19 protein-coding genes, 2 tRNA genes and 3 rRNA genes are annotated in these 24293 nt (G+C 57.4%); 19 read left to right on the top strand and 5 right to left on the bottom strand.

Features of this window, described 5'->3' with window-relative positions:
* Positions 1-43: 43 nt before the first annotated feature.
* Positions 44-484 carry an RNA polymerase-binding protein DksA gene (dksA, locus tag ABWL43_RS24770; protein ID WP_034100675.1) on the bottom strand — a complete coding sequence of 147 codons (441 nt, stop codon included), beginning with the start codon at positions 482-484 and terminating at the stop codon, positions 44-46.
* Between the two features lie 320 nt (positions 485-804).
* Between dksA and ABWL43_RS24765 the strand changes: the two genes are divergently transcribed.
* Positions 805-1977: a pyridoxal phosphate-dependent aminotransferase gene (locus ABWL43_RS24765; protein WP_404485010.1), complete on the top strand. Its 1173-nt coding sequence runs from the start codon at positions 805-807 to the stop codon at positions 1975-1977.
* Entirely contained in the window at positions 1977-2690 is a 714-nt protein-coding gene (sfsA, locus tag ABWL43_RS24760; RefSeq protein WP_404485008.1) for a DNA/RNA nuclease SfsA, read from the top strand. Before ABWL43_RS24765 ends, sfsA begins: the two co-directional genes overlap by 1 nt.
* On the opposite strand, the gene ABWL43_RS24755 is transcribed toward sfsA, so the two are convergent.
* Positions 2687-3004, bottom strand: a complete 318-nt coding sequence (locus tag ABWL43_RS24755) for a Rieske 2Fe-2S domain-containing protein (protein WP_145162090.1) — start codon at positions 3002-3004, stop codon at positions 2687-2689. The two genes, sfsA and ABWL43_RS24755, sit on opposite strands and share 4 nt — an antisense overlap.
* Before the next feature lie 83 nt (positions 3005-3087).
* Here ABWL43_RS24755 and ABWL43_RS24750 point away from each other — a divergent pair, with 83 nt between their 5' ends.
* Genes ABWL43_RS24750 through ABWL43_RS24740 form a run of 3 tightly spaced genes read left to right on the top strand, consistent with a single transcriptional unit; the run spans position 3088 to position 5767 of the window.
* Entirely contained in the window at positions 3088-3966 is an 879-nt protein-coding gene (locus ABWL43_RS24750; RefSeq protein ID WP_404485006.1) for a hemin ABC transporter substrate-binding protein, read from the top strand.
* Complete coding sequence (locus ABWL43_RS24745; RefSeq protein WP_404485003.1) at positions 3963-5000, top strand: FecCD family ABC transporter permease; 1038 nt, start codon at positions 3963-3965, stop codon at positions 4998-5000. The genes ABWL43_RS24750 and ABWL43_RS24745 overlap by 4 nt, the downstream gene beginning before the upstream one ends.
* On the top strand, positions 5000-5767 hold the full coding sequence (locus tag ABWL43_RS24740; RefSeq protein WP_404485000.1) for a heme ABC transporter ATP-binding protein: 768 nt from the start codon (positions 5000-5002) through the stop codon (positions 5765-5767). The genes ABWL43_RS24745 and ABWL43_RS24740 overlap by 1 nt, the downstream gene beginning before the upstream one ends.
* Positions 5768-6022: 255 nt before the next feature.
* Here ABWL43_RS24740 and ABWL43_RS24735 read toward each other — a convergent pair whose 3' ends face one another.
* From ABWL43_RS24735 to ABWL43_RS24725, 3 genes are all read right to left on the bottom strand, one after another.
* On the bottom strand, positions 6023-6295 hold the full coding sequence (locus tag ABWL43_RS24735) for a TfoX/Sxy family protein (protein ID WP_010562703.1): 273 nt from the start codon (positions 6293-6295) through the stop codon (positions 6023-6025).
* 203 nt (positions 6296-6498) lie between these two features.
* The gene (locus ABWL43_RS24730) at positions 6499-6843 is read right to left on the bottom strand and encodes a pentapeptide repeat-containing protein (protein WP_106579232.1); all 345 of its coding nucleotides are present in this window, start codon (positions 6841-6843) and stop codon (positions 6499-6501) included.
* A 93-nt stretch (positions 6844-6936) separates the two neighbouring features.
* Positions 6937-8493, bottom strand: coding sequence for a bifunctional aminoglycoside phosphotransferase/ATP-binding protein (locus ABWL43_RS24725; protein ID WP_145162078.1), 1557 nt, complete (start codon positions 8491-8493; stop codon positions 6937-6939).
* Between the two features lie 118 nt (positions 8494-8611).
* Between ABWL43_RS24725 and mrcB the strand changes: the two genes are divergently transcribed.
* The 14 genes from mrcB to rrf all read left to right on the top strand — a co-directional run bounded on the left by mrcB (position 8612) and on the right by rrf (position 24206).
* Complete coding sequence (gene mrcB, locus ABWL43_RS24720) at positions 8612-10936, top strand: penicillin-binding protein 1B (RefSeq protein ID WP_145162075.1); 2325 nt, start codon at positions 8612-8614, stop codon at positions 10934-10936.
* Between the two features lie 16 nt (positions 10937-10952).
* On the top strand, positions 10953-11687 hold the full coding sequence (locus tag ABWL43_RS24715) for a M48 family metallopeptidase (protein WP_145162072.1): 735 nt from the start codon (positions 10953-10955) through the stop codon (positions 11685-11687).
* The gene (locus ABWL43_RS24710) at positions 11687-12016 is read left to right on the top strand and encodes a YqcC family protein (protein ID WP_145162069.1); all 330 of its coding nucleotides are present in this window, start codon (positions 11687-11689) and stop codon (positions 12014-12016) included. Before ABWL43_RS24715 ends, ABWL43_RS24710 begins: the two co-directional genes overlap by 1 nt.
* Before the next feature lie 431 nt (positions 12017-12447).
* The gene (locus tag ABWL43_RS24705) at positions 12448-14172 is read left to right on the top strand and encodes an acetolactate synthase 3 large subunit (RefSeq protein ID WP_106579404.1); all 1725 of its coding nucleotides are present in this window, start codon (positions 12448-12450) and stop codon (positions 14170-14172) included.
* Between the two features lie 2 nt (positions 14173-14174).
* Positions 14175-14666 carry an acetolactate synthase small subunit gene (gene ilvN, locus ABWL43_RS24700; RefSeq protein ID WP_003176102.1) on the top strand — a complete coding sequence of 164 codons (492 nt, stop codon included), beginning with the start codon at positions 14175-14177 and terminating at the stop codon, positions 14664-14666.
* Positions 14667-14713: 47 nt separating this feature from the next.
* Positions 14714-15730 (top strand): ketol-acid reductoisomerase, encoded by a 1017-nt coding sequence (ilvC, locus tag ABWL43_RS24695; protein WP_003176099.1) that lies wholly within the window; start codon positions 14714-14716, stop codon positions 15728-15730.
* A 144-nt stretch (positions 15731-15874) separates the two neighbouring features.
* Complete coding sequence (gene pssA / locus ABWL43_RS24690) at positions 15875-16732, top strand: CDP-diacylglycerol--serine O-phosphatidyltransferase (RefSeq protein WP_145162066.1); 858 nt, start codon at positions 15875-15877, stop codon at positions 16730-16732.
* A 63-nt stretch (positions 16733-16795) separates the two neighbouring features.
* On the top strand, positions 16796-17809 hold the full coding sequence (msrP, locus tag ABWL43_RS24685; RefSeq protein ID WP_404484991.1) for a protein-methionine-sulfoxide reductase catalytic subunit MsrP: 1014 nt from the start codon (positions 16796-16798) through the stop codon (positions 17807-17809).
* Entirely contained in the window at positions 17809-18429 is a 621-nt protein-coding gene (msrQ, locus tag ABWL43_RS24680) for a protein-methionine-sulfoxide reductase heme-binding subunit MsrQ (protein WP_242200443.1), read from the top strand. Before msrP ends, msrQ begins: the two co-directional genes overlap by 1 nt.
* A gap of 545 nt (positions 18430-18974) precedes the next feature.
* Positions 18975-20511, top strand: a 16S ribosomal RNA gene (locus ABWL43_RS24675).
* A gap of 83 nt (positions 20512-20594) precedes the next feature.
* Positions 20595-20671 (top strand) — tRNA-Ile (locus tag ABWL43_RS24670).
* Positions 20672-20701: 30 nt separating this feature from the next.
* A tRNA-Ala gene (locus ABWL43_RS24665) sits at positions 20702-20777 on the top strand.
* Positions 20778-21028: 251 nt separating this feature from the next.
* Positions 21029-23920 (top strand): 23S ribosomal RNA (locus ABWL43_RS24660).
* 170 nt (positions 23921-24090) lie between these two features.
* A 5S ribosomal RNA gene (rrf, locus tag ABWL43_RS24655) occupies positions 24091-24206 on the top strand.
* The 16S, 23S and 5S rRNA genes sit together here with 2 tRNA genes alongside, the layout of an rRNA operon.
* Positions 24207-24293: the final 87 nt, after the last annotated feature.

Raw genomic sequence — 24293 nt, 5'->3', positions numbered from 1 at the left:
AAAATGGGGCGTTTGCACGCCCCATTCGTTCAGCCCGGCAGGATTACTTGCCGACCTGTTTTTCCTTGATTTCAGCCAAGGTTTTGCAGTCTACGCACAGGTCCGCGGTTGGGCGGGCTTCCAGGCGGCGAATACCAATCTCGACGCCGCAGGATTCGCACCAGCCATATTCCTCGTCTTCGATCAGTTGCAGCGTTTTGTCGATTTTCTTGATCAGCTTGCGTTCACGATCACGGGCGCGCAGTTCGAGGGCGAATTCCTCTTCCTGGCTGGCACGGTCTGCCGGGTCCGGGAAGTTGGCGGCTTCGTCCTTCATGTGGTCAACGGTGCGGTCGACCTCTTGCATCAAGTCCTGCTTCCACTTTTGCAGGATCTTGGTGAAGTGCTGGCGCATGGGCTTGCCCATGTACTCCTCACCTTTCGTTTCGACGTAAGGTGTGAAGCCACTGAGGCTCTGCTGCTGTTGCTTTGCTTGGGTGGACATGAATAGACCGCCTCTCACTCTTCTAATCCATTGCGCAGGATTGCAACGTCACCGACACCTGCCGGCCCTGCGGCTGCAAGCGGGCGAACTTACCAGATAGATTCGGGGTGCGCCACTCCCGGTTGTCGAGGCCCAACTTGGCGGGGGTGCAAACTGCAACAGCCCGCCATGGCTGGGTATAGCGTGTCTCGAATGTTGATTTTAGTCGTTTTGCAAGCGCTTGCTCGGTTCGTCATGGACGGCCGAGCAGGCAATAGAGCATGTTTTACCGCGAGGGTTCGGTAGAATCCTGATTTTGTCCTCACCGTTAAGGAAGGCTAATGGCTCAGCCCTACAGTGCGCGCAGTCGCGCCATCGAACCTTTTCATGTCATGGCGCTGCTGGCGCGAGCCAATGAGCTGCAGGCAGCCGGCCATGATGTGATCCACCTGGAAATCGGCGAGCCGGATTTCACCACGGCCGAGCCCATCATCCAGGCCGGCCAGGCGGCGCTGGCCAACGGCAAGACCCGCTACACCGCAGCGCGCGGGTTGCCGGAGTTGCGCGAGGCCATCAGTGGTTTCTACCAGCAGCGCTACGGGCTGAACATCGATCCTGAGCGCATTCTGATCACTCCCGGTGGTTCCGGTGCGTTGCTGCTGGCGAGCAGCCTGCTGGTCGATCCGGGCAAACATTGGTTGCTCGCCGACCCGGGCTATCCGTGCAACCGACATTTTCTGCGCTTGGTGGAAGGCGCGGCGCAGCTGGTGCCGGTTGGCCCGGACGTGCGCTACCAATTGACTGCCGAGTTGGTGGCCAAACATTGGGACCAGGACAGCGTGGGCGCGTTGGTTGCTTCCCCGGCCAACCCCACCGGCACGATCCTCACGCGCGACGAGTTGGCGGGGTTGTCCAGTGCAATCAAGGCGCGCGACGGCCACTTGGTGGTGGACGAGATCTATCATGGCCTCACGTACGGCACCGATGCCGCCAGCGTGCTGGAAGTGGACGACGACGCGTTCGTCCTGAATAGTTTTTCGAAGTATTTCGGCATGACTGGCTGGCGCCTCGGTTGGCTGGTGGCGCCGCCCGCGGCGGTGGGTGAATTGGAAAAGCTCGCGCAAAACCTCTACATCAGCGCGCCGAGCATGGCCCAGTACGCGGCACTGGCGTGTTTTACCCCGCAAACGTTGAGCATTCTGGAGCAGCGCCGCGCCGAATTCGGTCGCCGTCGGGATTTCCTGCTGCTCGCCCTGCGCGAACTTGGATTCGGGATCGCCGTAGAGCCGGAAGGGGCGTTCTATTTGTATGCCGATATCAGCGCGTTCGGCGGTGATGCCTTCGCGTTCTGCCGGCATTTCCTCGAAACCGAACACGTGGCGTTTACGCCCGGGCTGGATTTTGGCCGCTATCAAGCCGGCCACCATGTGCGTTTTGCCTACACGCAAAATATCGATCGGCTACAACAGGCGGTAGAGCGTATCGCCCGTGGTTTGCGGAGCTGGCAAGGCTGATGCGTTTTCATCCTCCTCTCGAAGAAGCGCGGCTGATCCGCCGCTACAAGCGTTTTCTCACCGATATCGAAACCGTTACCGGCGAGTTGCTGACGATTCACTGCCCGAACACCGGCTCGATGCTCAATTGCATGGTGGAGGGCGGCCAGGTCTGGTTCAGTCGCTCCACGGACCCCAAGCGCAAGTTGCCCGGCACCTGGGAAATTGCCGAAACGCCGCAGGGGCGGCTGGCGTGCGTCAACACGGCGCGCGCCAACCAACTGATCGAGGAGGCGTTGCGCGCGGGGGTGATCACTGAGCTCAACGGGTTTACTGCCTTGAAGCGCGAAGTGCCTTATGGCCAGGAGAAAAGCCGCATCGATTTTCGCCTCGATTACCCGCAAGGCGCGGCGTTTGTCGAAGTCAAAAGCGTCACCCTGGGCTTTGATGGCACGGCGGTGGCAGCCTTCCCCGATGCGGTGACCCAGCGCGGCGCCAAGCACCTGCGCGAGTTGGCGCACTTGGCGCGTGACGGGGTGCGGGCGGTGCAGTTGTATTGCGTCAACCTGTCGGGGATCGAGGCGGTGCGCCCAGCGGTTGAAATCGACGCCGGTTACGCTGCGGCATTGCGTGAGGCCAGGGCCGCCGGTGTGGAGGTATTGGCCTACGGTGTGCGAGTCACGCCTGAGGAAATTGTTGTGGATCGTCGCTTGGATGTACTGATCAGCGACTAGAGTTGCACCCACAGGCCCTGCGCGTCTTCGCGGCCGGGCAGGGCGGTGAGGCTCTGGCCCGCGCAGGGGCCGGCGATGCATTCGCCGCTTTCGATCAGGAACAGCGCGCCGTGAGTGGCGCACTGGATCAGGCTGGCGCTGGTGTCGAGGAACTGATCGGGTTGCCATTCCAGCGCGATGCCGCGATGGGGGCAACGGTTGATATAGAAGTAGGCAACGCCGTCCCGGCGCACGGCCAACAGTTTGCAACCGTCGATCTCGAAGCCGAGGCTGCTGTTGGCTGCAAGGGTGTCGGAGGTGCAGAGAAACTTCATTTCAATCCTTAAGTGCCTTGACGTTCAAATGCAAACAATTATCAAATGCCGGCTTCGCCCCGCCCCTGGAAGGAAACCCTGTTATGCGTCTGAGTACCAGCGCTATTGCGTTTGTTGCCTCACTGCTGGTCCACCACGGGGCGCAAGCCTCTGAACTGCCGCAACGCTGGGTGAGTGCCGGTGGAGCGCTGTCGGAATGGGTGACGGCCTTGGGCGGCGAATCGAAACTGGTGGGCGTGGATACTACCAGCCAGCACCCGGAATCGCTGAAGGCCTTGCCGAGCATAGGTTACCAGCGCCAGTTGTCGGCGGAAGGCATTCTCAGCCTTCGCCCGCAAGTACTGGTCGGCACCGAGGAAATGGGGCCGCCGCCGGTACTTGCGCAAATTCGCGGCGCCGGCGTGCAGGTGGAAATGTTTTCGGCCGAGCCGGACCTGCCAACCCTGAAAGGCAACTTGCAGCACCTTGGCAAGTTGCTGGGCAGCGAGGCTAAAGCCAACGAATTATTTACCGGATATGAACAAGCACTCGAGCAGCAGAAGCGCTGGGTCACTCAGGCCCAGGCCACGCAAAAAGCCCCGGGTGTGCTGTTGGTGCTCGGTCATGCGGGCGGCAAGCCGCTGATCGCAGGTAAAGACACCGCCGCCGATTGGCTGTTGCAGCAGGCGGGCGGACGCAACTTGGCCACCCATACTGGCTACAAACCTTTTTCGGTGGAGTCGTTGGCGGGGCTGAGTCCTGATGTGCTGGTATTTGCTGACCGTGCCTTGACCGGCGATGCAGCGCGCGCGGCGCTGTTCAAGGAAAACCCGATTTTGGCCTCAACGCCGGCGGCCAAAAATGGCCGGGTGTTTGAGCTGGACCCCACCCTGCTGGTGGGCGGCCTGGGCCCGCGTGTGCCGCAAAGCCTGGTGCAACTGTCTGCCGGGTTCTATCCGTCCCAGGCTAAACCTGCTCCATGACCACTCTGGTTAAGCCGAAAACACTGTTTGTCGGGCTGGCGCTGTTGTGTGTATTGGCGACCTGGCTCTCATTAGCCTTGGGGCCGGTCAGCCTGCCGTTGCTGGACACACTCAGGGCCGCGTTGCGCTTGATGGGCGTGCCGATTGCAGCCGACGGCCTGGAGCAGGCCGAATTGATCCTGGGGCAGATTCGCCTGCCGCGCACATTGCTTGGCCTGGCGGTCGGCGGCGTGCTGGCGTTGTCGGGCGTGGCGATGCAGGGGTTGTTCCGTAATCCGCTGGCGGATCCCGGGCTGGTCGGGGTGTCGAGTGGCGCGGCGCTGGGGGCGGCGATTGCGATTGTCGGGGGTTCGTTTTTTGGCGGGCTGCCGGATGCGTTCGGGCCTTACCTGCTGTCGCTGTGTGCGTTTCTCGGTGGTTTGGGAGTGACTGCGCTGGTCTATCGCCTGGGGCGCCGTAACGGCCAGACCAATGTTGCGACGATGCTGCTTGCCGGCATCGCGCTCACGGCCCTCGCCAGCTCGGCGGTCGGGCTGTTTACCTATTTGGCCGACGACGCCACTCTGCGCACCCTGACGTTCTGGAACCTGGGCAGCCTCAATGGCTCGAGCTACTCGCGGTTGTGGCCGTTGCTGCTGGTGAGCGCGAGTGTCGCGCTTTGGTTGCCGCGCCGCGCCAAGGCGCTGAATGCCTTGTTGCTGGGTGAGTCCGAGGCCAGCCACCTGGGGATTGATGTGGAAGGGCTCAAGCGTGAGCTGGTGTTCTGCACCGCTTTGGGTGTGGGGGCGGCAGTAGCGGCGGCGGGGATGATCGGGTTTGTCGGGCTGGTGGTTCCGCACTTGGTGCGATTGCTGGCCGGGCCCGACCATCGTGTGCTGTTGCCAGCCTCGGTGCTGGCCGGCGCGAGTTTGTTGCTGTTTGCGGATTTGGTGGCGCGCCTGGCCCTGGCGCCCGCGGAGTTGCCGATCGGCATTGTTACGGCGTTTATCGGTGCGCCGTTTTTTCTTTTTCTGTTGTTGCGAGGACGCGCCTGATGCTGCGAGTGGAAGCGCTGCAGATCCGGCGTGGTCGCAAGACTGTGTTGGCCGATGTCAGCCTGGACCTGTTACCGGGCCAGGTACTTGGCGTGCTGGGCCCCAATGGTGCTGGCAAAAGCACCTTGCTCAGCGCGCTGTGCGGTGAGCTGCGCCCCGATCAGGGCGCGGTGTGGCTGGATGAGCAGGCGCTCAAGAGCTGGACCGGCCCGCAGCGCGCCCAGCGCTTGGCGGTGTTGCCGCAAACCTCGACCCTGGATTTTGCGTTTCGCGTTGAAGAAGTTGTCGGCATGGGGCGTTTGCCGCATCAGACCGGGCGCGTGCGTGACGACGAGATCATCCGTGCGGCGTTGCAGGCGGCGGACATCAGCCATTTGAGCGGCCGCAGCTACTTGGCGTTGTCTGGCGGGGAGCGCCAACGTGTGCACCTGGCGCGCGTATTGGCGCAACTATGGCCGGGCGAGGCGGGGCAGACGTTGCTGCTGGATGAGCCGACGTCGATGCTTGACCCTTTGCATCAGCACACGACCTTGCAGGCTATTCGCAGTTTTGCCGATCGAGGCGCGGCCGTGCTGGTGATCCTCCATGACCTGAATCTGGCTGCGCGTTACTGTGATCGCATTCTGCTGCTGGAAGGCGGGCGTCCGCATGCCTTGGATACGCCCGCACACGTCTTGCGACCTGAGCCGCTCAAGGCTGTGTTTGGGCTGGATGTGTTGGTGCAGCCGCACCCGGAGCGTGGGCATCCGTTGATTATCGCGCGCTGAGCCTCACGGTTTTATAGGCGTTTTACAGGCAAAAAAAGACCCGGCAAGAGCCGGGTCAAATAACCGTGATTAGCCTGATGAGGAGATAATCTGAGAGTCCGAACCAATGGTCTTTCAGTTATCGGCTGATCTCGCGACCAGTTGTGATAATCATAACGATTCTCATTTGAGAGTCAACATTTGTTTTTGCTCGACCTGTGGATTTTCTCAAACAGGCGTTCGTAATGCCTGTAAACGTTGAGTTTTATCGCTGAGCTAATTCTTCTGACGTGCCGAAATCGCATCCAGCTGGCGGTTCAGCGCTTCCTTTCGCTCCGCGGGAATGTCGTTCCAGTGCACATCCATCAATGCGCCTTCAATGGCGTACAGCAATACCTTCGACGCCCGGAAACCGCGAGTTCGCACTGCCCGGTAGGCATCGACCGCTCCCAGGCGGCGCAAGTCGGACGCGCTGTGGATGCCCACCGCATGCAGCCACTGCGCCGACGTCTTGCCAAGGTTTTTCAGGTGTTGCAGCTCATCGTTCATCAAGCCTCCTTGCGACGGCCGAATGGTTCGGTGGGTATCGTGACCAGGCAAGCCTGAAAAGGAGTGTAGCGCTCAGTAGGAAAAGCGTAGTTCTTTGGTCAGGAACGGCTGAAACGCTTATAAGAATGCTCAGGAGGTTTTAAGCAGAGGCACGGCGAACCACCCGGCACACTTGATGCGTAGCCGGGGGCGGGCATATGGCGTCACTTGGTGCGATAGCGCAGGCGAGTACCGAAATTAACCGACATGAGGATTTCGTCGGCGGTCAGTTCAGGTGGAAAGTAGGTGCCGGAAATTTGTGCATGCGCCAGGCTGGCGCCTTCCAATGAGCAGTCGCGTAGATCCAGGCCACGCAGATCGGCAGAGCGGAAATACGCGTCGGTGAAATCTACGCCCGTGGCGTTCAGGTCGCGCAAGTCCAGCCCACGAAAGTCACCGCCACGCATGTCGATGCTGCCGTCTTTAGGCCGTTCCTGGTTGAAGCCTCGAATGTCGTCCTTGTGCAGGAGCGCGTAGAGCGGAGTATCAAGAAGCTTGGGCTGACTCATGACGGCGACTCCTGTTGGAATTATGACGCCATTATAGTGCCACTATTGCTCGGTCGTGCACCGTAGATCGGTGACACGACCAAGAAATATTTCTTACAGGCCTGGCAGGCGTTGGCGAATATGCGCCACCAGGGCATCCAGGGTTCCGCTTTCATTGGTCTCTACACGCTTGCTGAGCAGCAATTCTTCAGCCGTCAGCGGGTCTCGGTTGGCCTGCTGCTCTTCAATGATGGTCAGCGTCGCGTCGGAAGGGTCGTTCTTATCCGCCTGACGTTGTGCCAACCAGCTGGCGATAACGGCTTGCGGTGCGTTGCAATCCAGGATCAGGAATGGCGCGCCGGTGGCCTCGGCAATCTTCGCGGCGGCGTCGCGCTGTTCACGTTTGAGGAAGGTGGCATCCAGTACGACCGGGTAGCCGGCGCGCAAGACGATATCGGCGATTTCATTCAGGCGAGCATAGGTTGCTGCGCTGGCGTCGGCGGCATAGATGCCGGCCTGTGGTGTGTTTTCCACGTGCTGTTCGCCAAACAGGCGTTTGCGTTCCACATCCGAGCGCAGGCGCACGGCGCCCAAGGCTTCCACCAGGCGCATGGCAACGTGGCTCTTGCCGACTGCCGATACGCCGTGGGTAATTGCCAGGAAGCGCGAAGGAATAGTGCTGTAGCTTTCGGCCAGGTTGGCGTAGTTGCGGTACTGGCGCAGGGTAGTGGCGCGCTGCACCGGGCTTGCCTCGCTCGGCATGCTGAACAGTGCAACCTTGGCGCGTACCAGCGCCCGGTAAGCTTTATAGAAGTTCAGCACTTCCAGGCCTTGGTAATCGCCGGTCAGTTCCAGGTATTGGCTGATAAAGCGACGTGCCAGGGATTTGAGGCCACGGTCTTCCAGGTCCATCGCCAGGAAGCCGGTGTCGGCGTACACATCGGTGAAGCGGAACGGCTCGTTGAACTCGATGCAGTCGAAGATGACGACTTGGCCGTCGATCATCGTCGCATTGCCCAAGTGGATATCGCCGTGACATTCACGCGTGAAGCCCTCGAGCTTGCGCTGCGCCAGCAAAGGCTTGAGGCGCTCGAAGCTGCTTTCGGCCCAGGCCTGCAGAGCTTCCAGCTGGGCCAGGTCGGCCTTGTCGCTGAGGAAAGGACGGATCTGATCGAAGTTCTGGCGCACCGGCGCCATCACCTCGTCCGGGGTGCCGGCCGGGTGCGCCTGTGGAACCTTTGGAGCGGTGAGGTGGAAATGCGCAATCTGCTTGGCCATTTCATCGATGTGCGCGCTGGTCAGTTCGCCGTTGGCCTGCAAAGTGCTCAGCAGTTGGCTTTGCGGGAACTGGCGCATTTTCAGCGCGTACTCGATTACCGGGCCATCGCCGCCCAGTTGCGGAGCCTCGGCGGTGCCGGTAATTGGCAACACTTCAAGATACAAATCTTCGGTCAGGCGCTGGTTGAGGCGTAGTTCTTCGTTGCAGAAGTGCCCCCGGTCGTCCAGTTGGGTGAAATCCAGAAAGCCGAAGTTCATCGGCTTCTTCAGTTTGTAAGCGAAGGGGCCAGTCAGAATGACCCAGGAAATATGGGTCTCGATAACTTGAAACGCTTCAACCGGATGGGGATACAAAGCCGGGTTTTGCAGGGCAGCGATCAGGGACTGGCTCACGGGCGATCCTTCAAAGTCTGGGGGAAATCATGGCGGGCATTATGGCGGTTACAGCCGGTCGTGCAAACCGCTGTCCGGCTCATGTTGATCATCAATAAAGTGCGTATAATCCGCCGCCATGACTCGAACCCGATCTCCCCGTTCCCGTAAAAAACCTCCTTCCCGCGGCCTGCGTCCGTGGCTGGGCTGGGCGCTCAAGCTCAGCCTGGTAGGCCTTGTGGTGCTCGCCGGCTTCGCGGTGTACCTCGATGCTGTGGTCCAGGAGAAGTTCTCCGGCAAGCGCTGGACCATTCCGGCCAAGGTGTACGCACGCCCGCTGGAACTGTTCACCGGCCAGAAGCTGAGCAAGGATGACTTTCTCACCGAGCTCGACGCCTTGGGTTACCGCCGCGAAGCCGTGAGCAATGGCCCTGGCGCCGCGGCCGTCAGCGGCAACACCGTCGACTTGAATACCCGCGGCTTCCAGTTCTATGAAGGCCTGGAAAAAGCCCAACCGGTACGCGTGCGCTTCTCTGGCGATTACGTCGCCGAGCTGTCGTCGCTCAATGGTTCGAAGTTGCCTGTGGTGCGCCTGGAACCGCTGCTGATCGGCGGCATTTACCCCAAGAACCTGGAAGATCGCATCCTGATCAAGCTCGATCAGGTGCCGCCGTATCTGCTTGAAACACTGGTTGCCGTCGAAGACCGCGACTTCTACAGCCACTGGGGCGTCTCGCCCAAGTCGATTGCCCGCGCCATCTGGGTCAACACCTCTGGCGGCAAGATGACGCAGGGTGGCAGTACGCTGACGCAACAATTGGTCAAGAACTTCTACCTGACCAACGAGCGCAGCCTGACCCGCAAACTCACCGAAGCCATGATGGCGATGCTGCTGGAGCTGCATTACAGCAAGCAGGAAATCCTCGAGGCTTACCTCAACGAAGTATTCGTCGGCCAGGATGGCCAGCGCGCCGTTCACGGCTTTGGCTTGGCCAGCCAGTTCTTCTTCGGTCAGCCGTTGTCCGAGTTGAAGCTGCATCAGGTTGCGTTGCTGGTGGGCATGGTCAAGGGACCGTCCTATTACAACCCGCGTCGCAACCCGGAGCGTGCGCTTGAACGTCGTAACCTGGTGCTGGACGTACTCGAGCAGCAGGGCGTGGCTACCGCTGAACAAGTCGCGGCCGCAAAGAAAATGCCACTGGGTGTAACCACTCGCGGCAAGTTGGCCGACAGCTCCTTCCCAGGCTTTATCGACCTGGTCAAACGTCAGTTGCGCGAAGATTACCGCGACGAAGACTTGACTGAAGAGGGCCTGCGGATCTTCACCAGTTTCGACCCGATTTTGCAGATGAAAGCCGAAGCGTCGGTCAACGATACCTTCAAACGCTTGACCGGCCGCAAGGGCGCCGATGAAGTCGAGGCGGCCATGGTGGTGACCAACCCGGAAACCGGTGAAGTCCAGGCGATGATCGGCAGTCGCCAGGCCAGTTTTGCCGGTTTCAACCGTGCGCTGGATGCCGTGCGGCCGATCGGCTCGCTGGTCAAGCCTGCGGTCTACCTGACGGCCCTGGAAAAACCGAGCAAATACACCCTGACCAGTTGGCTGTCGGATGACCCGTTGTCGGTCAAAGGTGCCGATGGCCAAGTGTGGACGCCGCAGAACTTCGATCGCCGCTCTCACGGCACGGTTTTCCTGTATCAGGGCCTGGCGCATTCCTACAACATCTCCACCTCGCGCCTCGGGCTGGAAGTTGGGGTGCCGAATGTGTTGAAAACCCTGGGTCGCCTGGGCATCAACCGTGAATTCCCGTCGTTCCCATCGATGCTCTTGGGCGCTGGCGCCATGACCCCGATGGAAGTGGCCACGATGTACCAGACCCTCGCCAACGGCGGCTTCAATACCCCGATGCGCGGTATCCGCAGCGTGCTGACTGCCGAGGGCGAACCGCTCAAGCGCTATCCTTTCCAGATTCAGCAGCGCTTTGATGCAGGCTCCATTTACCTGATCCAGAACGCCATGCAGCGCGTAATGCGCGAAGGCACCGGACGCTCGGTTTACAGCGTGCTGCCGTCGAACCTGACGCTGGCTGGCAAGACCGGTACCAGTAACGATTCGCGTGACAGCTGGTTCGCAGGCTTTGGCCAGGACGTGCTGGCCGTGGTTTGGCTGGGGCGTGACGACAATGGCAAGACGCCGTTCACCGGTGCCACCGGTGCGCTGCAGGTCTGGACCAGCTTCATGCGCAAGGCCGACCCGTTGCCGCTGAACATGCCGCAACCGGACAACATCGTGCAGGCCTGGATTGATCCGCACACGGGGCAGGGCTCCGATGCCAACTGTCCGGGCGCGGTGCAGATGCCGTATATTCGCGGCAGCGAGCCACCACCCGGCGCCGCATGCGGTGGCAGTGCCCCTGCTGACGCGGAATCGGTGATGGATTGGGTCAAGGGCTGGATGAACTAAGCAAAGAGGGTTTCACGTGAACAAGTGGTTGATTCCAGCTATTACAGCTCTGGCAGTGCTCAGCGGTTGCTCCAGCGTGCAGCGCGGTTCGATTCCCGTGGTGGATTCGAGTACCACCGTTTCCAATAACGATCGCATTTCGGCCAACGGCGGCTTCCGTCAGACCGTGGTCAAGCGTCCGGCCCAAGCCACACCGCAGGCCATGCCGCAGGATTCGGGTGTGGTAGTGATGGTGCCGGGCGGTGGTGCTGCAACGTCGGCGCCGATCAGCGCCGAGCCGTGGACCCCAGGCCCAAGCACGTCGGGGCCGGTTGATTCCACGCCGATCCAGACGGCACCGGTTAACCAGGGCACCTACAACATGCCGTCGACGCCGAGCGGTATTCCGTCGTCGTCGAACGCTGGCGGCCTGTCGGCTGATGAGCAACTGGACGGACCAGTGCTCTCGCTGTTGACTACCGCCCAGCAGCAGCAGGCCGGTGGTGATTTGAACGGCGCTTCGTCCAGCCTTGAACGTGCCCAGCGCGTGGCACCTCGCGAGCCGCAAGTGTTGTATCGCCTGGCCCAGGTGCGTATGGCTCAAGGTGATGCGCCGCAAGCCGAACAGTTCGCCCGTCGCGGCCTGAGCCTGGCCAATGGTCGTCCCGATCTGCAAGCCAACCTGTGGGCCCTGATTGGTGACGCGCGTGCTGCCCAAGGCGATGCTGCCGGTGCTGCGCAGGCTCGCCAGAAAGCCAAGGTCAGCCTCTGATGGATGCGCGTTTTCCTGCGATTGCCGAACAGTTATTGCTGATCGAGCGCGAATTACGCGTGCAGGGCTGGTGGGACGAGGTGTCCCCCAGCGCAGAGGCGCTCAGCAGTGTCGAGCCTTTTTCGGTTGATACCCTGGATTTTCATCAGTGGCTGCAATGGATCTTCCTGGTGCGCATGAAGCAGATCCTCGAGCAGGATCTGCCGTTGCCTAATGCGTCGGGGATTCTGGAGATGGCGGAGATGGTTTACGCCGATCGCCCGCGTGAGAGCCTCGGTTTGCGTAATGCGCTGAAAAAGTTCGACCAATTGATCGTCGACGCTCGTTAATTGCCTGACTGCCGGGTTTTCCGGCAGTCTTGCGCACATTTCTACCGCTTGACGACATTCAGGCGAGTTTTATCCCTCCTCAAACCCCTTTAATCTACGTTCTCATGCGCTTAGTTGGAAAAAAGCGCAATTATTGCTTGACTTGAAGGGGCTGAAACAGAAGAATCCAAAGTCCGCTGTATCGGGACTGCCAGAAGCAGACCCGCTCAGCAGATCATGAGGCGCATATCCGCGCCGACCTGTAACACCCGCAACGCGTTACCTCGCGCTGGGTGGGAAAAGCCCGCAACACTTGGGACGATCCCAATACTTGCTCAGTCAGTGCTGACGTAGTCGGCGACCACCGTCGCTCATGCTCTGTTGAGAAGTAAACCTATTAAGACCCGTCGGTTTTTAACGGACGGTATTCTGGCGTTTTAGAGGTGAACAACGTGGAGCTTTTATCTGGCGGTGAGATGCTCGTCCGCTTTTTGCGTGACGAAGGCGTCGACTATATCTACGGGTACCCAGGTGGTGCTCTGCTGCATGTTTACGACGCACTGTTCAAGGAACCGGCTGTTACCCACATCCTGGTTCGCCACGAACAGGCCGCGACCCATATGGCTGACGGTTACGCCCGTGCCACCGGTAAAGCCGGTGTGGTACTGGTGACGTCCGGCCCAGGCGCAACGAATGCCATTACCGGCATCGCGACTGCGTATATGGACTCTATTCCGATGGTGATTATTTCCGGCCAGGTCGCAAGCACCATGGTGGGTACCGATGCATTCCAGGAAACCGACATGATCGGTATCTCCCGGCCGATCGTGAAACACAGCTTCATGATCAAGCATGCCTCGGAAATCCCGGAAGTCATGAAAAAGGCGTTCTACCTCGCACAGTCCGGTCGCCCGGGCCCTGTTGTGGTCGATATCCCGAAAGACATGACCAACCCGGCTGAAAAGTTCGAATACATCTTCCCGAAGAAAGCCAAGCTGCGTTCCTACAGCCCGGCTGTTCGTGGGCACTCGGGGCAAATCCGCAAGGCGGCAGAAATGCTTCTGGCGGCCAAACGCCCGGTGCTGTACTCGGGCGGTGGCGTGATCCTGGGTGGCGGTTCTGCGCCGCTGACCGAGCTGGCCAAGCTGCTTAATTTGCCAGTCACCAATACGTTGATGGGCCTCGGCGCATTCCCGGGCACGGACCGTCAGTTCGTCGGCATGCTCGGCATGCACGGCAGCTACACCGCCAACCTGGCCATGCACCACGCCGACGTGATCCTGGCAGTGGGCGCGCGTTTTGATGACCGTGTGATCAACGGCGCGAGCAAGTTCTGCCCGAATGCCAAGATCATCCACATCGACATCGACCCGGCGTCCATCTCCAAGACCATCAAGGCCGATGTGCCGATCGTGGGTCCGGTAGAAAGTGTGTTGACCGAGATGGTTGCCGCGCTCAAGGACATCGGCGAAACGCCGAACAAGGAATCCGTTGCCAGCTGGTGGAAGCAGATCGACGAATGGCGCGGTGACCGCGGCCTGTTCCCTTACGACAAAGGCGACGGCAGCGTCATCAAGCCACAAACCGTGATCGAAACCCTGTGCGAAGTGACCAAGGGCGACGCCTTTGTAACCTCCGATGTGGGCCAGCACCAAATGTTCGCCGCGCAGTACTACAAGTTCGACAAGCCTAACCGCTGGATCAACTCCGGTGGCCTGGGCACGATGGGCTTTGGTTTCCCAGCGGCCATGGGTGTGAAGCTGAGCTTCCCTGACACCGACGTCGCGTGCGTCACCGGTGAGGGCAGCATCCAGATGAACATTCAGGAGTTGTCGACGTGCTTGCAGTACGGCCTTCCGGTGAAGATCGTCTGCCTGAACAACGGCGTACTGGGCATGGTTCGTCAGTGGCAGGACATGAGCTACGGCAGCCGTCACTCCCATTCCTACATGGAATCGCTGCCAGATTTCGTAAAATTGGTTGAAGCCTATGGCCACGTCGGCATTCGCATCACCGATTTGAAAGATCTGAAGCCGAAGATGGAAGAGGCGTTCGCCATGAAGGACCGCCTGGTGTTCCTCGATATTCAAGTGGATACCAGCGAGCACGTCTACCCGATGCAGATCAAAGACGGCTCTATGCGCGACATGTGGCTGAACAAGACGGAGCGTACTTAATCATGCGGCACATTATCTCCCTGCTTCTGGAGAACGAACCCGGCGCTCTGTCTCGTGTTGTCGGCCTGTTTTCGCAACGCAACTACAACATCGAAAGCCTGACCGTGGCGCCGACCGAAGACCCGACCCTGTCGCGCCTGACGTTGACCACCGTGGGTCACGATGAGGTGATCGAGCAGATCACCAAGAACCTCAACAAGTTGATCGAAGTGGTCAAGCTGGTCGATCTTTCGGAAAGTGCCCACATTGAGCGTGAGCTGATGTTGGTTAAGGTCAAGGCTACGGGTGCCCAGCGTGCCGAGATTAAACGGACTACTGACATTTATCGCGGGCAGATCGTCGATGTGAGCGCCAGCGTTTATACCGTTCAACTGACCGGTACAAGCGACAAGCTGGACAGTTTCATCCAGTCGATCGGGACGGCCTCGATTCTGGAAACCGTACGCAGTGGTGTCACCGGGATTGCCCGTGGCGACAAAGTACTCAGCATCTAACCCAAATTAGCGAATGGCCTCACGGCCTGGATATATAGAGGAACCTCATGAAAGTTTATTACGATAAAGATTGTGACCTGTCGATCATCCAGGGCAAGAAAGTCGCCATCATCGGCTACGGTTCCCAGGGCCACGCCCAAGCGTGCAACCTGAAAGATTCCGGCGTTGACGTCACTGTCGGCCTGCGCAAAGGTTCGGCCACTGTTGCCAAGGCTGAAGCCCATGGCCTGAAAGTGACCGACGTTGCTTCCGCCGTTGCTGCTGCTGACCTGGTCATGATTCTGACCCCGGACGAGTTCCAGTCCGCGCTGTACAAGAATGAAATCGAGCCGAACATCAAGAAGGGCGCCACCCTGGCCTTCTCCCACGGCTTCGCGATTCACTACAACCAGGTTGTTCCACGCGCTGACCTCGACGTGATCATGATCGCGCCGAAAGCCCCGGGCCACACCGTGCGTTCCGAGTTCGTCAAAGGCGGCGGTATCCCTGACCTGATCGCGATCTACCAGGACGCCTCGGGCAACGCCAAAAACGTTGCACTGTCCTACGCAGCTGGCGTGGGTGGTGGTCGTACCGGCATCATCGAAACCACCTTCAAGGACGAGACTGAAACCGACCTGTTCGGCGAGCAAGCCGTTCTGTGCGGCGGTACCGTTGAGCTGGTCAAAGCTGGTTTCGAAACATTGGTTGAAGCTGGCTACGCGCCAGAGATGGCCTACTTCGAATGCCTGCACGAACTGAAGCTGATCGTTGACCTCATGTACGAAGGCGGTATCGCCAACATGAACTACTCGATCTCCAACAACGCCGAATACGGCGAGTACGTGACTGGCCCGGAAGTGATCAACGCCGAGTCCCGTCAGGCCATGCGCAACGCTCTGAAACGTATTCAGGACGGCGAATACGCCAAAATGTTCATCAGCGAAGGCGCAACCGGCTACCCTTCGATGACCGCCAAGCGTCGTAACAATGCCGCTCACGGTATCGAAGTCATCGGCGAGCAACTGCGCTCCATGATGCCGTGGATCGGTGCCAACAAGATCGTCGACAAAGCCAAAAACTAAGTCGTACGCATCAACAGAAAACGCGGCTTAGGCCGCGTTTTTTCGTTTGAGGGGCTGGTTCTGGTATAAAGCTGCATCGTTTGCGGGCGAACACTTGCCGCAAGTTTCTGTCGAATTTTTTCACACCGTTGCAAGGTAAAATCCATGAGCGAACGTCCCGAAGAGCCACACCAGGCCTCTGACGCCGAAAGCCTGCTGCCGATCGATGAGCATGTCGAAGAAGGGCATGACGCGGAAGGTCGCAAGGTCCGGCATCGTGGCATCTATCTTCTGCCCAACCTGTTCACCACCGCGAACCTGTTTGCCGGCTTCTATTCCATCATCAACTCCATGAGCGCCCAAAGTGCGCTGGCGGCGGGTGATGCGGTGAGTGCCAGCAAGTATTTCGGTTTTGCCGCCATCGCAATCTTCGTGGCCATGGTGCTTGATGGCCTTGATGGCCGTGTGGCGCGCATGACCAACACGCAAAGTGCCTTTGGCGCCGAGTACGACTCGCTGTCGGACATGGTCGCTTTCGGGGTCGCACCGGCGCTGCTGGCGTTTGCCTGGGCGCTGGGGGATATGGGCAAGGTCGGCTGGATGGTCGCCTTCATCTATGTCGCTGGCGCCGCTTTGCGTCTGGCGCGCTTCAATACCCAGGTGGGTACCGCTGACAAGCGTTACTTCATCGGCCTTGCCAGCCCGGCGGCGGCGGGCGTGGTGGCGGGTATTGTCTGGGCATTCAGTGACTATGGAATCCAGGGCTCGAAAATGTCGTTCCTGGTGGCCTTGATGGTGGCTGCGGCCGGCATGCTGATGGTCAGCAATATCAAGTACAACAGCTTCAAGGAGTTCGACCTCAAGGGGCGCGTGCCTTTCGTGGCGATCCTGGTGGTGGTGTTGGTGTTCGCTGTAGTGTTCAGCGACCCGCCGCGTATCCTGCTGCTGGCGTTCCTGGTCTACGCCGCTTCGGGGCCGATTCAGTACTTGCTGCATCTGCGCCGCGACAAAACATTGTCTTAATGTAATGTCCGCCATACTCCGCAGTCTATTGGTGCATCAGTCCTCCAATGCTGCGGAGTTGCCATGTTAATCAAGATCCCCAAAGCGTCCGATTGTCACGAATCGGATGTCACGCCTGAATCCTTCTATTTATCTCGCCGCAGCTTGCTCGGTGGTGCGCTTGCTGGCGTCGCTGCCAGTACCTTGCCGCGCTGGGCCAGTGCTGACGATGCAGCGCGTTACGCCGACGTCGAGCCGGGCAATGCCCCGAGTTGGTTTGCCCAAAAGCTGCCAGGCACCCAGTGGCAGGTTGTTACGGTAAAGGACGAAGCCATCACGCCGTTCAAGGACGCAACCCACTACAACAACTTCTATGAATTCGGTACGGACAAGGGGGACCCGGCGAAGAACGCGGGTTCACTCAAGACCGAGCCCTGGAGTGTGGTGATTGATGGAGAGGTCGGCAAGCCGGGGCGTTATGCCTTGGAAGACTTCATGAAGCCTTATCAGTTGGAAGAGCGCATCTACCGTTTGCGCTGCGTCGAGGCGTGGTCGATGGTGATTCCGTGGATGGGTTTCCCCCTTTCCGCCTTGCTCAAGCAGGTGGAGCCGACCTCCAAAGCCAAGTACATCCGTTTTGAAACGCTCCAGGACCCCAAAAGCATGCCGGGGCAGCGCTCAAGCTTCGGCTTGATCGACTGGCCATATGTAGAAGGATTGCGCCTGGACGAGGCCATGAACCCATTGGCTATCCTTGCCGTTGGCATGTACGGGCGTGAATTGCCTAACCAGAACGGCGCGCCACTGCGTCTGGTGGTGCCGTGGAAGTATGGCTTCAAGAGTGTGAAGTCGATTGTGCGGATCAGTCTTGTAAGCGAACAACCCAAGACGACCTGGCAGAGCATCGCGGCCGATGAGTATGGGTTCTACGCGAACGTGAATCCTACGGTCGACCATCCTCGTTGGACTCAGGCGCGAGAACGTCGCCTGCCCAGCGGCTTGTTCAGCCCGAACGTGCGCGAGACGCAGATGTTCAATGGCTACTCGGATGAGGTCGCTTCTCTTTATACGGACCTCGATCTGCGGAAGAATTACTGATGCGTTATCCGATCTGGCGCATAGGAGTATTTATAGCCGCGGCGATATGGCCATTTTTCTGGTTGTACGAGGCATGGAGTTCTGTGCTCGGGCCTGATCCAGGCAAAGTGCTGATGGATCGGTTGGGGCTTGGGACCTTGATTCTGTTGCTGATCACGCTGGGCATGACGCCATTGCAGAAGCTCAGCGGGTGGGCGGGGTGGATTGCTGTCCGCCGACAGCTGGGTCTCTGGTGTTTTGCGTATGTGGTTTTGCACCTGGCGGCTTACTGCGTCTTTATCCTGGGGCTTGATTGGTCGCAATTCGGGGTGGAGCTGCGTAAGCGGCCCTACATTATTGTGGGCGCGCTGGGATTCCTCTGCTTATTGGTGCTGGCAGTGACCTCCAATCGCTATAGCCAGCGTCGACTTGGCAGTCGTTGGAAGAAGCTGCATCGCTTGGTGTATGTGATCCTTGGGCTTGGTTTGCTGCATATGTTGTGGATTGTGCGGGCCGATCTGAAGGAGTGGGCAGTATATGCATCTATAGGTGCGCTGCTTTTGGCCCTGCGTATTCCGCCTGTCATGCGCCGGATTCCCCGCCTTATCGCGAAAAAACCAGTTTCTGCACCAAAAGCGTAATTAGTGCTTGACGGCAGATTCTGGAAGTCTATAATTCGCCCCACTTCCGGCGCAGTCGAAACGGACAACTCCTTGGTAAACAAAGAGTTACGCAGAATTCGACAGCGAGTTGCTTCAGTTCATCGAAGCCCAGAAGAAGTTGGTAGAGCGGTGTTGTTTGGCTCTATTAACGTTTCGATCTTCTCGGTCGAAAGCGGAGAAAAAGAGGTGTTGACAGCAGCGTGTAACGCTGTAGAATTCGCCTCCCGCTAACGAGAGATCGGAAGCGCAAGTGGTTGAAGTTGTTGAAGAAATCTTCGAAAACTTCTGAAAATAATCACTTGACAGCAAATGAGGCTGCTGTAGAATGCGCGCCTCGGTTGAGACGAAAGATCTTAACCAACCGCTCTTTAACAACTGAATCAAGCAATTCGTGTGGGTGCTTGTGGAGTCAGACTGATAGTCAACAAGATTATCAGCATCACAAGTTACTCCGCGAGAAATCAAAGATGTAACCAACGATTGCTGAGCCAAGTTTAGGGTTTCTTAAAAACCCAAAGATGTTTGAACTGAAGAGTTTGATCATGGCTCAGATTGAACGCTGGCGGCAGGCCTAACACATGCAAGTCGAGCGGTAGAGAGAAGCTTGCTTCTCTTGAGAGCGGCGGACGGGTGAGTAATGCCTAGGAATCTGCCTGGTAGTGGGGGATAACGTTCGGAAACGGACGCTAATACCGCATACGTCCTACGGGAGAAAGCAGGGGACCTTCGGGCCTTGCGCTATCAGATGAGCCTAGGTCGGATTAGCTAGTTGGTGAGGTAATGGCTCACCAAGGCGACGATCCGTAACTGGTCTGAGAGGATGATCAGTCACACTGGAACTGAGACACGGTCCAGACTCCTACGGGAGGCAGCAGTGGGGAATATTGGACAATGGGCGAAAGCCTGATCCAGCCATGCCGCGTGTGTGAAGAAGGTCTTCGGATTGTAAAGCACTTTAAGTTGGGAGGAAGGGCATTAACCTAATACGTTAGTGTTTTGACGTTACCGACAGAATAAGCACCGGCTAACTCTGTGCCAGCAGCCGCGGTAATACAGAGGGTGCAAGCGTTAATCGGAATTACTGGGCGTAAAGCGCGCGTAGGTGGTTTGTTAAGTTGGATGTGAAATCCCCGGGCTCAACCTGGGAACTGCATTCAAAACTGACTGACTAGAGTATGGTAGAGGGTGGTGGAATTTCCTGTGTAGCGGTGAAATGCGTAGATATAGGAAGGAACACCAGTGGCGAAGGCGACCACCTGGACTAATACTGACACTGAGGTGCGAAAGCGTGGGGAGCAAACAGGATTAGATACCCTGGTAGTCCACGCCGTAAACGATGTCAACTAGCCGTTGGAAGCCTTGAGCTTTTAGTGGCGCAGCTAACGCATTAAGTTGACCGCCTGGGGAGTACGGCCGCAAGGTTAAAACTCAAATGAATTGACGGGGGCCCGCACAAGCGGTGGAGCATGTGGTTTAATTCGAAGCAACGCGAAGAACCTTACCAGGCCTTGACATCCAATGAACTTTCTAGAGATAGATTGGTGCCTTCGGGAACATTGAGACAGGTGCTGCATGGCTGTCGTCAGCTCGTGTCGTGAGATGTTGGGTTAAGTCCCGTAACGAGCGCAACCCTTGTCCTTAGTTACCAGCACGTAATGGTGGGCACTCTAAGGAGACTGCCGGTGACAAACCGGAGGAAGGTGGGGATGACGTCAAGTCATCATGGCCCTTACGGCCTGGGCTACACACGTGCTACAATGGTCGGTACAGAGGGTTGCCAAGCCGCGAGGTGGAGCTAATCCCATAAAACCGATCGTAGTCCGGATCGCAGTCTGCAACTCGACTGCGTGAAGTCGGAATCGCTAGTAATCGCGAATCAGAATGTCGCGGTGAATACGTTCCCGGGCCTTGTACACACCGCCCGTCACACCATGGGAGTGGGTTGCACCAGAAGTAGCTAGTCTAACCTTCGGGAGGACGGTTACCACGGTGTGATTCATGACTGGGGTGAAGTCGTAACAAGGTAGCCGTAGGGGAACCTGCGGCTGGATCACCTCCTTAATCGACGACATCAGCTGCTCCATAAGTTCCCACACGAATTGCTTGATTCATTGAAGAAGACGATAAAGAAGCAGCCCGAAATTGGGTCTGTAGCTCAGTTGGTTAGAGCGCACCCCTGATAAGGGTGAGGTCGGCAGTTCGAATCTGCCCAGACCCACCAATTTTGTGTGGGAAACGCCTGTAGAAATACGGGGCCATAGCTCAGCTGGGAGAGCGCCTGCCTTGCACGCAGGAGGTCAACGGTTCGATCCCGTTTGGCTCCACCACTACTGCTTCTGAAAGTTTTGAAAGCTTAGAAATGAGCATTCCATCCAGGCGATGGTGAATGTTGATTTCTAGTCTTTGATTAGATCGTTCTTTAAAAATTTGGGTATGTGATAGAAAGATAGACTGAACGTTACTTTCACTGGTAACGGATCAGGCTAAGGTAAAATTTGTGAGTTACTCGTAATTGAGTATTATCGAATTTTCGGCGAATGTTGTCTTCACAGTATAACCAGATTGCTTGGGGTTATATGGTCAAGTGAAGAAGCGCATACGGTGGATGCCTTGGCAGTCAGAGGCGATGAAAGACGTGGTAGCCTGCGAAAAGCTTCGGGGAGTCGGCAAACAGACTTTGATCCGGAGATGTCTGAATGGGGGAACCCAGCCATCATAAGATGGTTACCTTACACTGAATACATAGGTGTAAGGGGCGAACCAGGGGAACTGAAACATCTAAGTACCCTGAGGAAAAGAAATCAACCGAGATTCCCTTAGTAGTGGCGAGCGAACGGGGACTAGCCCTTAAGTGGCTTTGAGATTAGCGGAACGCTCTGGAAAGTGCGGCCATAGTGGGTGATAGCCCTGTACGCGAAAGTCTCTTAGTCATGAAATCGAGTAGGACGGAGCACGAGAAACTTTGTCTGAATATGGGGGGACCATCCTCCAAGGCTAAATACTACTGACTGACCGATAGTGAACTAGTACCGTGAGGGAAAGGCGAAAAGAACCCCGGAGAGGGGAGTGAAATAGATCCTGAAACCGTATGCGTACAAGCAGTGGGAGCAGACTTTGTTCTGTGACTGCGTACCTTTTGTATAATGGGTCAGCGACTTATTTTCAGTGGCGAGCTTAACCGAATAGGGGAGGCGTAGCGAAAGCGAGTCTTAATAGGGCGTCTAGTCGCTGGGAATAGACCCGAAACCGGGCGATCTATCCATGGGCAGGTTGAAGGTTGGGTAACACTAACTGGAGGACCGAACCGACTACCGTTGAAAAGTTAGCGGATGACCTGTGGATCGGAGTGAAAGGCTAATCAAGCTCGGAGATAGCTGGTTCTCCTCGAAAGCTATTTAGGTAGCGCCTCATGTATCACTGTAGGGGGTAGAGCACTGTTTCGGCTAGGGGGTCATCCCGACTTACCAAACCGATGCAAACTCCGAATACCTACAAGTGCCGAGCATGGGAGACACACGGCGGGTGCTAACGTCCGTCGTGAAAAGGGAAACAACCCAGACCGTCAGCTAAGGTCCCAAAGTTATGGTTAAGTGGGAAACGATGTGGGAAGGCTTAGACAGCTAGGAGGTTGGCTTAGAAGCAGCCACCCTTTAAAGAAAGCGTAATAGCTCACTAGTCGAGTCGGCCTGCGCGGAAGATGTAACGGGGCTCAAACCATACACCGAAGCTACGGGTATCACGTAAGTGATGCGGTAGAGGAGCGTTCTGTAAGCCTGTGAAGGTGAGTTGAGAAGCTTGCTGGAGGTATCAGAAGTGCGAATGCTGACATGAGTAACGACAATGGGTGTGAAAAACACCCACGCCGAAAGACCAAGGTTTCCTGCGCAACGTTAATCGACGCAGGGTTAGTCGGTCCCTAAGGCGAGGCTGAAAAGCGTAGTCGATGGAAAACAGGTTAATATTCCTGTACTTCTGGTTATTGCGATGGAGGGACGGAGAAGGCTAGGCCAGCTTGGCGTTGGTTGTCCAAGTTTAAGGTGGTAGGCTGGAATCTTAGGTAAATCCGGGATTCTAAGGCCGAGAGCTGATGACGAGTTAACTTTTAGTTAACGAAGTGGTTGATGCCATGCTTCCAAGAAAAGCTTCTAAGCTTCAGGTAACCAGGAACCGTACCCCAAACCGACACAGGTGGTTGGGTAGAGAATACCAAGGCGCTTGAGAGAACTCGGGTGAAGGAACTAGGCAAAATGGCACCGTAACTTCGGGAGAAGGTGCGCCGGTGAGGGTGAAGGACTTGCTCCGTAAGCTCATGCCGGTCGAAGATACCAGGCCGCTGCGACTGTTTATTAAAAACACAGCACTCTGCAAACACGAAAGTGGACGTATAGGGTGTGACGCCTGCCCGGTGCCGGAAGGTTAATTGATGGGGTTAGCTAACGCGAAGCTCTTGATCGAAGCCCCGGTAAACGGCGGCCGTAACTATAACGGTCCTAAGGTAGCGAAATTCCTTGTCGGGTAAGTTCCGACCTGCACGAATGGCGTAACGATGGCGGCGCTGTCTCCACCCGAGACTCAGTGAAATTGAAATCGCTGTGAAGATGCAGTGTATCCGCGGCTAGACGGAAAGACCCCGTGAACCTTTACTATAGCTTTGCACTGGACTTTGAATTTGCTTGTGTAGGATAGGTGGGAGGCTTTGAAGCGTGGACGCCAGTCTGCGTGGAGCCAACCTTGAAATACCACCCTGGCAACTTTGAGGTTCTAACTCAGGTCCGTTATCCGGATCGAGGACAGTGTATGGTGGGTAGTTTGACTGGGGCGGTCTCCTCCTAAAGAGTAACGGAGGAGTACGAAGGTGCGCTCAGACCGGTCGGAAATCGGTCGTAGAGTATAAAGGCAAAAGCGCGCTTGACTGCGAGACAGACACGTCGAGCAGGTACGAAAGTAGGTCTTAGTGATCCGGTGGTTCTGTATGGAAGGGCCATCGCTCAACGGATAAAAGGTACTCCGGGGATAACAGGCTGATACCGCCCAAGAGTTCATATCGACGGCGGTGTTTGGCACCTCGATGTCGGCTCATCACATCCTGGGGCTGAAGCCGGTCCCAAGGGTATGGCTGTTCGCCATTTAAAGTGGTACGCGAGCTGGGTTTAGAACGTCGTGAGACAGTTCGGTCCCTATCTGCCGTGGACGTTTGAGATTTGAGAGGGGCTGCTCCTAGTACGAGAGGACCGGAGTGGACGAACCTCTGGTGTTCCGGTTGTCACGCCAGTGGCATTGCCGGGTAGCTATGTTCGGAATAGATAACCGCTGAAAGCATCTAAGCGGGAAACTAGCCTCAAGATGAGATCTCACTGGAACCTTGAGTTCCCTGAAGGGCCGTCGAAGACTACGACGTTGATAGGTTGGGTGTGTAAGCGCTGTGAGGCGTTGAGCTAACCAATACTAATTGCCCGTGAGGCTTGACCATATAACACCCAAGCAATTTGCTTGCTTCGAGCTGAAAAGCGTAAGAGCACCAGATTGCGGTGTGTGAAGACGAAATGAACCGAAAGTTCGAATCTCACAAAACACCGAAAGCTGTCACATACCCAATTTGCTGAAGCGAGGCCACATGGTCACGACTCAGTACCCGAATTTCTTGACGACCATAGAGCATTGGAACCACCTGATCCCATCCCGAACTCAGCAGTGAAACGATGCATCGCCGATGGTAGTGTGGGGTTTCCCCATGTGAGAGTAGGTCATCGTCAAGATTAAATTCCAAAGCCCCTGTTTGCTAACGCAAACAGGGGCTTTGTTTTGGGCGGTCGAAAACATTCCAGTCACCCCCGTTCAGTCGG

Origin of the sequence: Pseudomonas sp. HT11 (genome assembly GCF_044875395.1) — a bacterium.
GTDB lineage: Bacteria > Pseudomonadota > Gammaproteobacteria > Pseudomonadales > Pseudomonadaceae > Aquipseudomonas.
This window is presented reverse-complemented; position numbering and strand designations above follow the sequence as displayed.

Bases quoted from the DNA above. Each gene is read 5' to 3' on its own strand.
- dksA (WP_034100675.1), bottom strand. From the start codon at position 484: ATGTCCACCCAAGCAAAGCAACAGCAGCAGAGCCTCAGTGGCTTCACA.
- ABWL43_RS24765 (WP_404485010.1), top strand. From the start codon at position 805: ATGGCTCAGCCCTACAGTGCGCGCAGTCGCGCCATCGAACCTTTTCAT.
- sfsA (WP_404485008.1), top strand. From the start codon at position 1,977: ATGCGTTTTCATCCTCCTCTCGAAGAAGCGCGGCTGATCCGCCGCTAC.
- ABWL43_RS24755 (WP_145162090.1), bottom strand. From the start codon at position 3,004: ATGAAGTTTCTCTGCACCTCCGACACCCTTGCAGCCAACAGCAGCCTC.
- ABWL43_RS24750 (WP_404485006.1), top strand. From the start codon at position 3,088: ATGCGTCTGAGTACCAGCGCTATTGCGTTTGTTGCCTCACTGCTGGTC.
- ABWL43_RS24745 (WP_404485003.1), top strand. From the start codon at position 3,963: ATGACCACTCTGGTTAAGCCGAAAACACTGTTTGTCGGGCTGGCGCTG.
- ABWL43_RS24740 (WP_404485000.1), top strand. From the start codon at position 5,000: ATGCTGCGAGTGGAAGCGCTGCAGATCCGGCGTGGTCGCAAGACTGTG.
- ABWL43_RS24735 (WP_010562703.1), bottom strand. From the start codon at position 6,295: ATGAACGATGAGCTGCAACACCTGAAAAACCTTGGCAAGACGTCGGCG.
- ABWL43_RS24730 (WP_106579232.1), bottom strand. From the start codon at position 6,843: ATGAGTCAGCCCAAGCTTCTTGATACTCCGCTCTACGCGCTCCTGCAC.
- mrcB (WP_145162075.1), top strand. From the start codon at position 8,612: ATGACTCGAACCCGATCTCCCCGTTCCCGTAAAAAACCTCCTTCCCGC.
- ABWL43_RS24710 (WP_145162069.1), top strand. From the start codon at position 11,687: ATGGATGCGCGTTTTCCTGCGATTGCCGAACAGTTATTGCTGATCGAG.
- ilvN (WP_003176102.1), top strand. From the start codon at position 14,175: ATGCGGCACATTATCTCCCTGCTTCTGGAGAACGAACCCGGCGCTCTG.
- ilvC (WP_003176099.1), top strand. From the start codon at position 14,714: ATGAAAGTTTATTACGATAAAGATTGTGACCTGTCGATCATCCAGGGC.
- pssA (WP_145162066.1), top strand. From the start codon at position 15,875: ATGAGCGAACGTCCCGAAGAGCCACACCAGGCCTCTGACGCCGAAAGC.
- msrP (WP_404484991.1), top strand. From the start codon at position 16,796: ATGTTAATCAAGATCCCCAAAGCGTCCGATTGTCACGAATCGGATGTC.
- msrQ (WP_242200443.1), top strand. From the start codon at position 17,809: ATGCGTTATCCGATCTGGCGCATAGGAGTATTTATAGCCGCGGCGATA.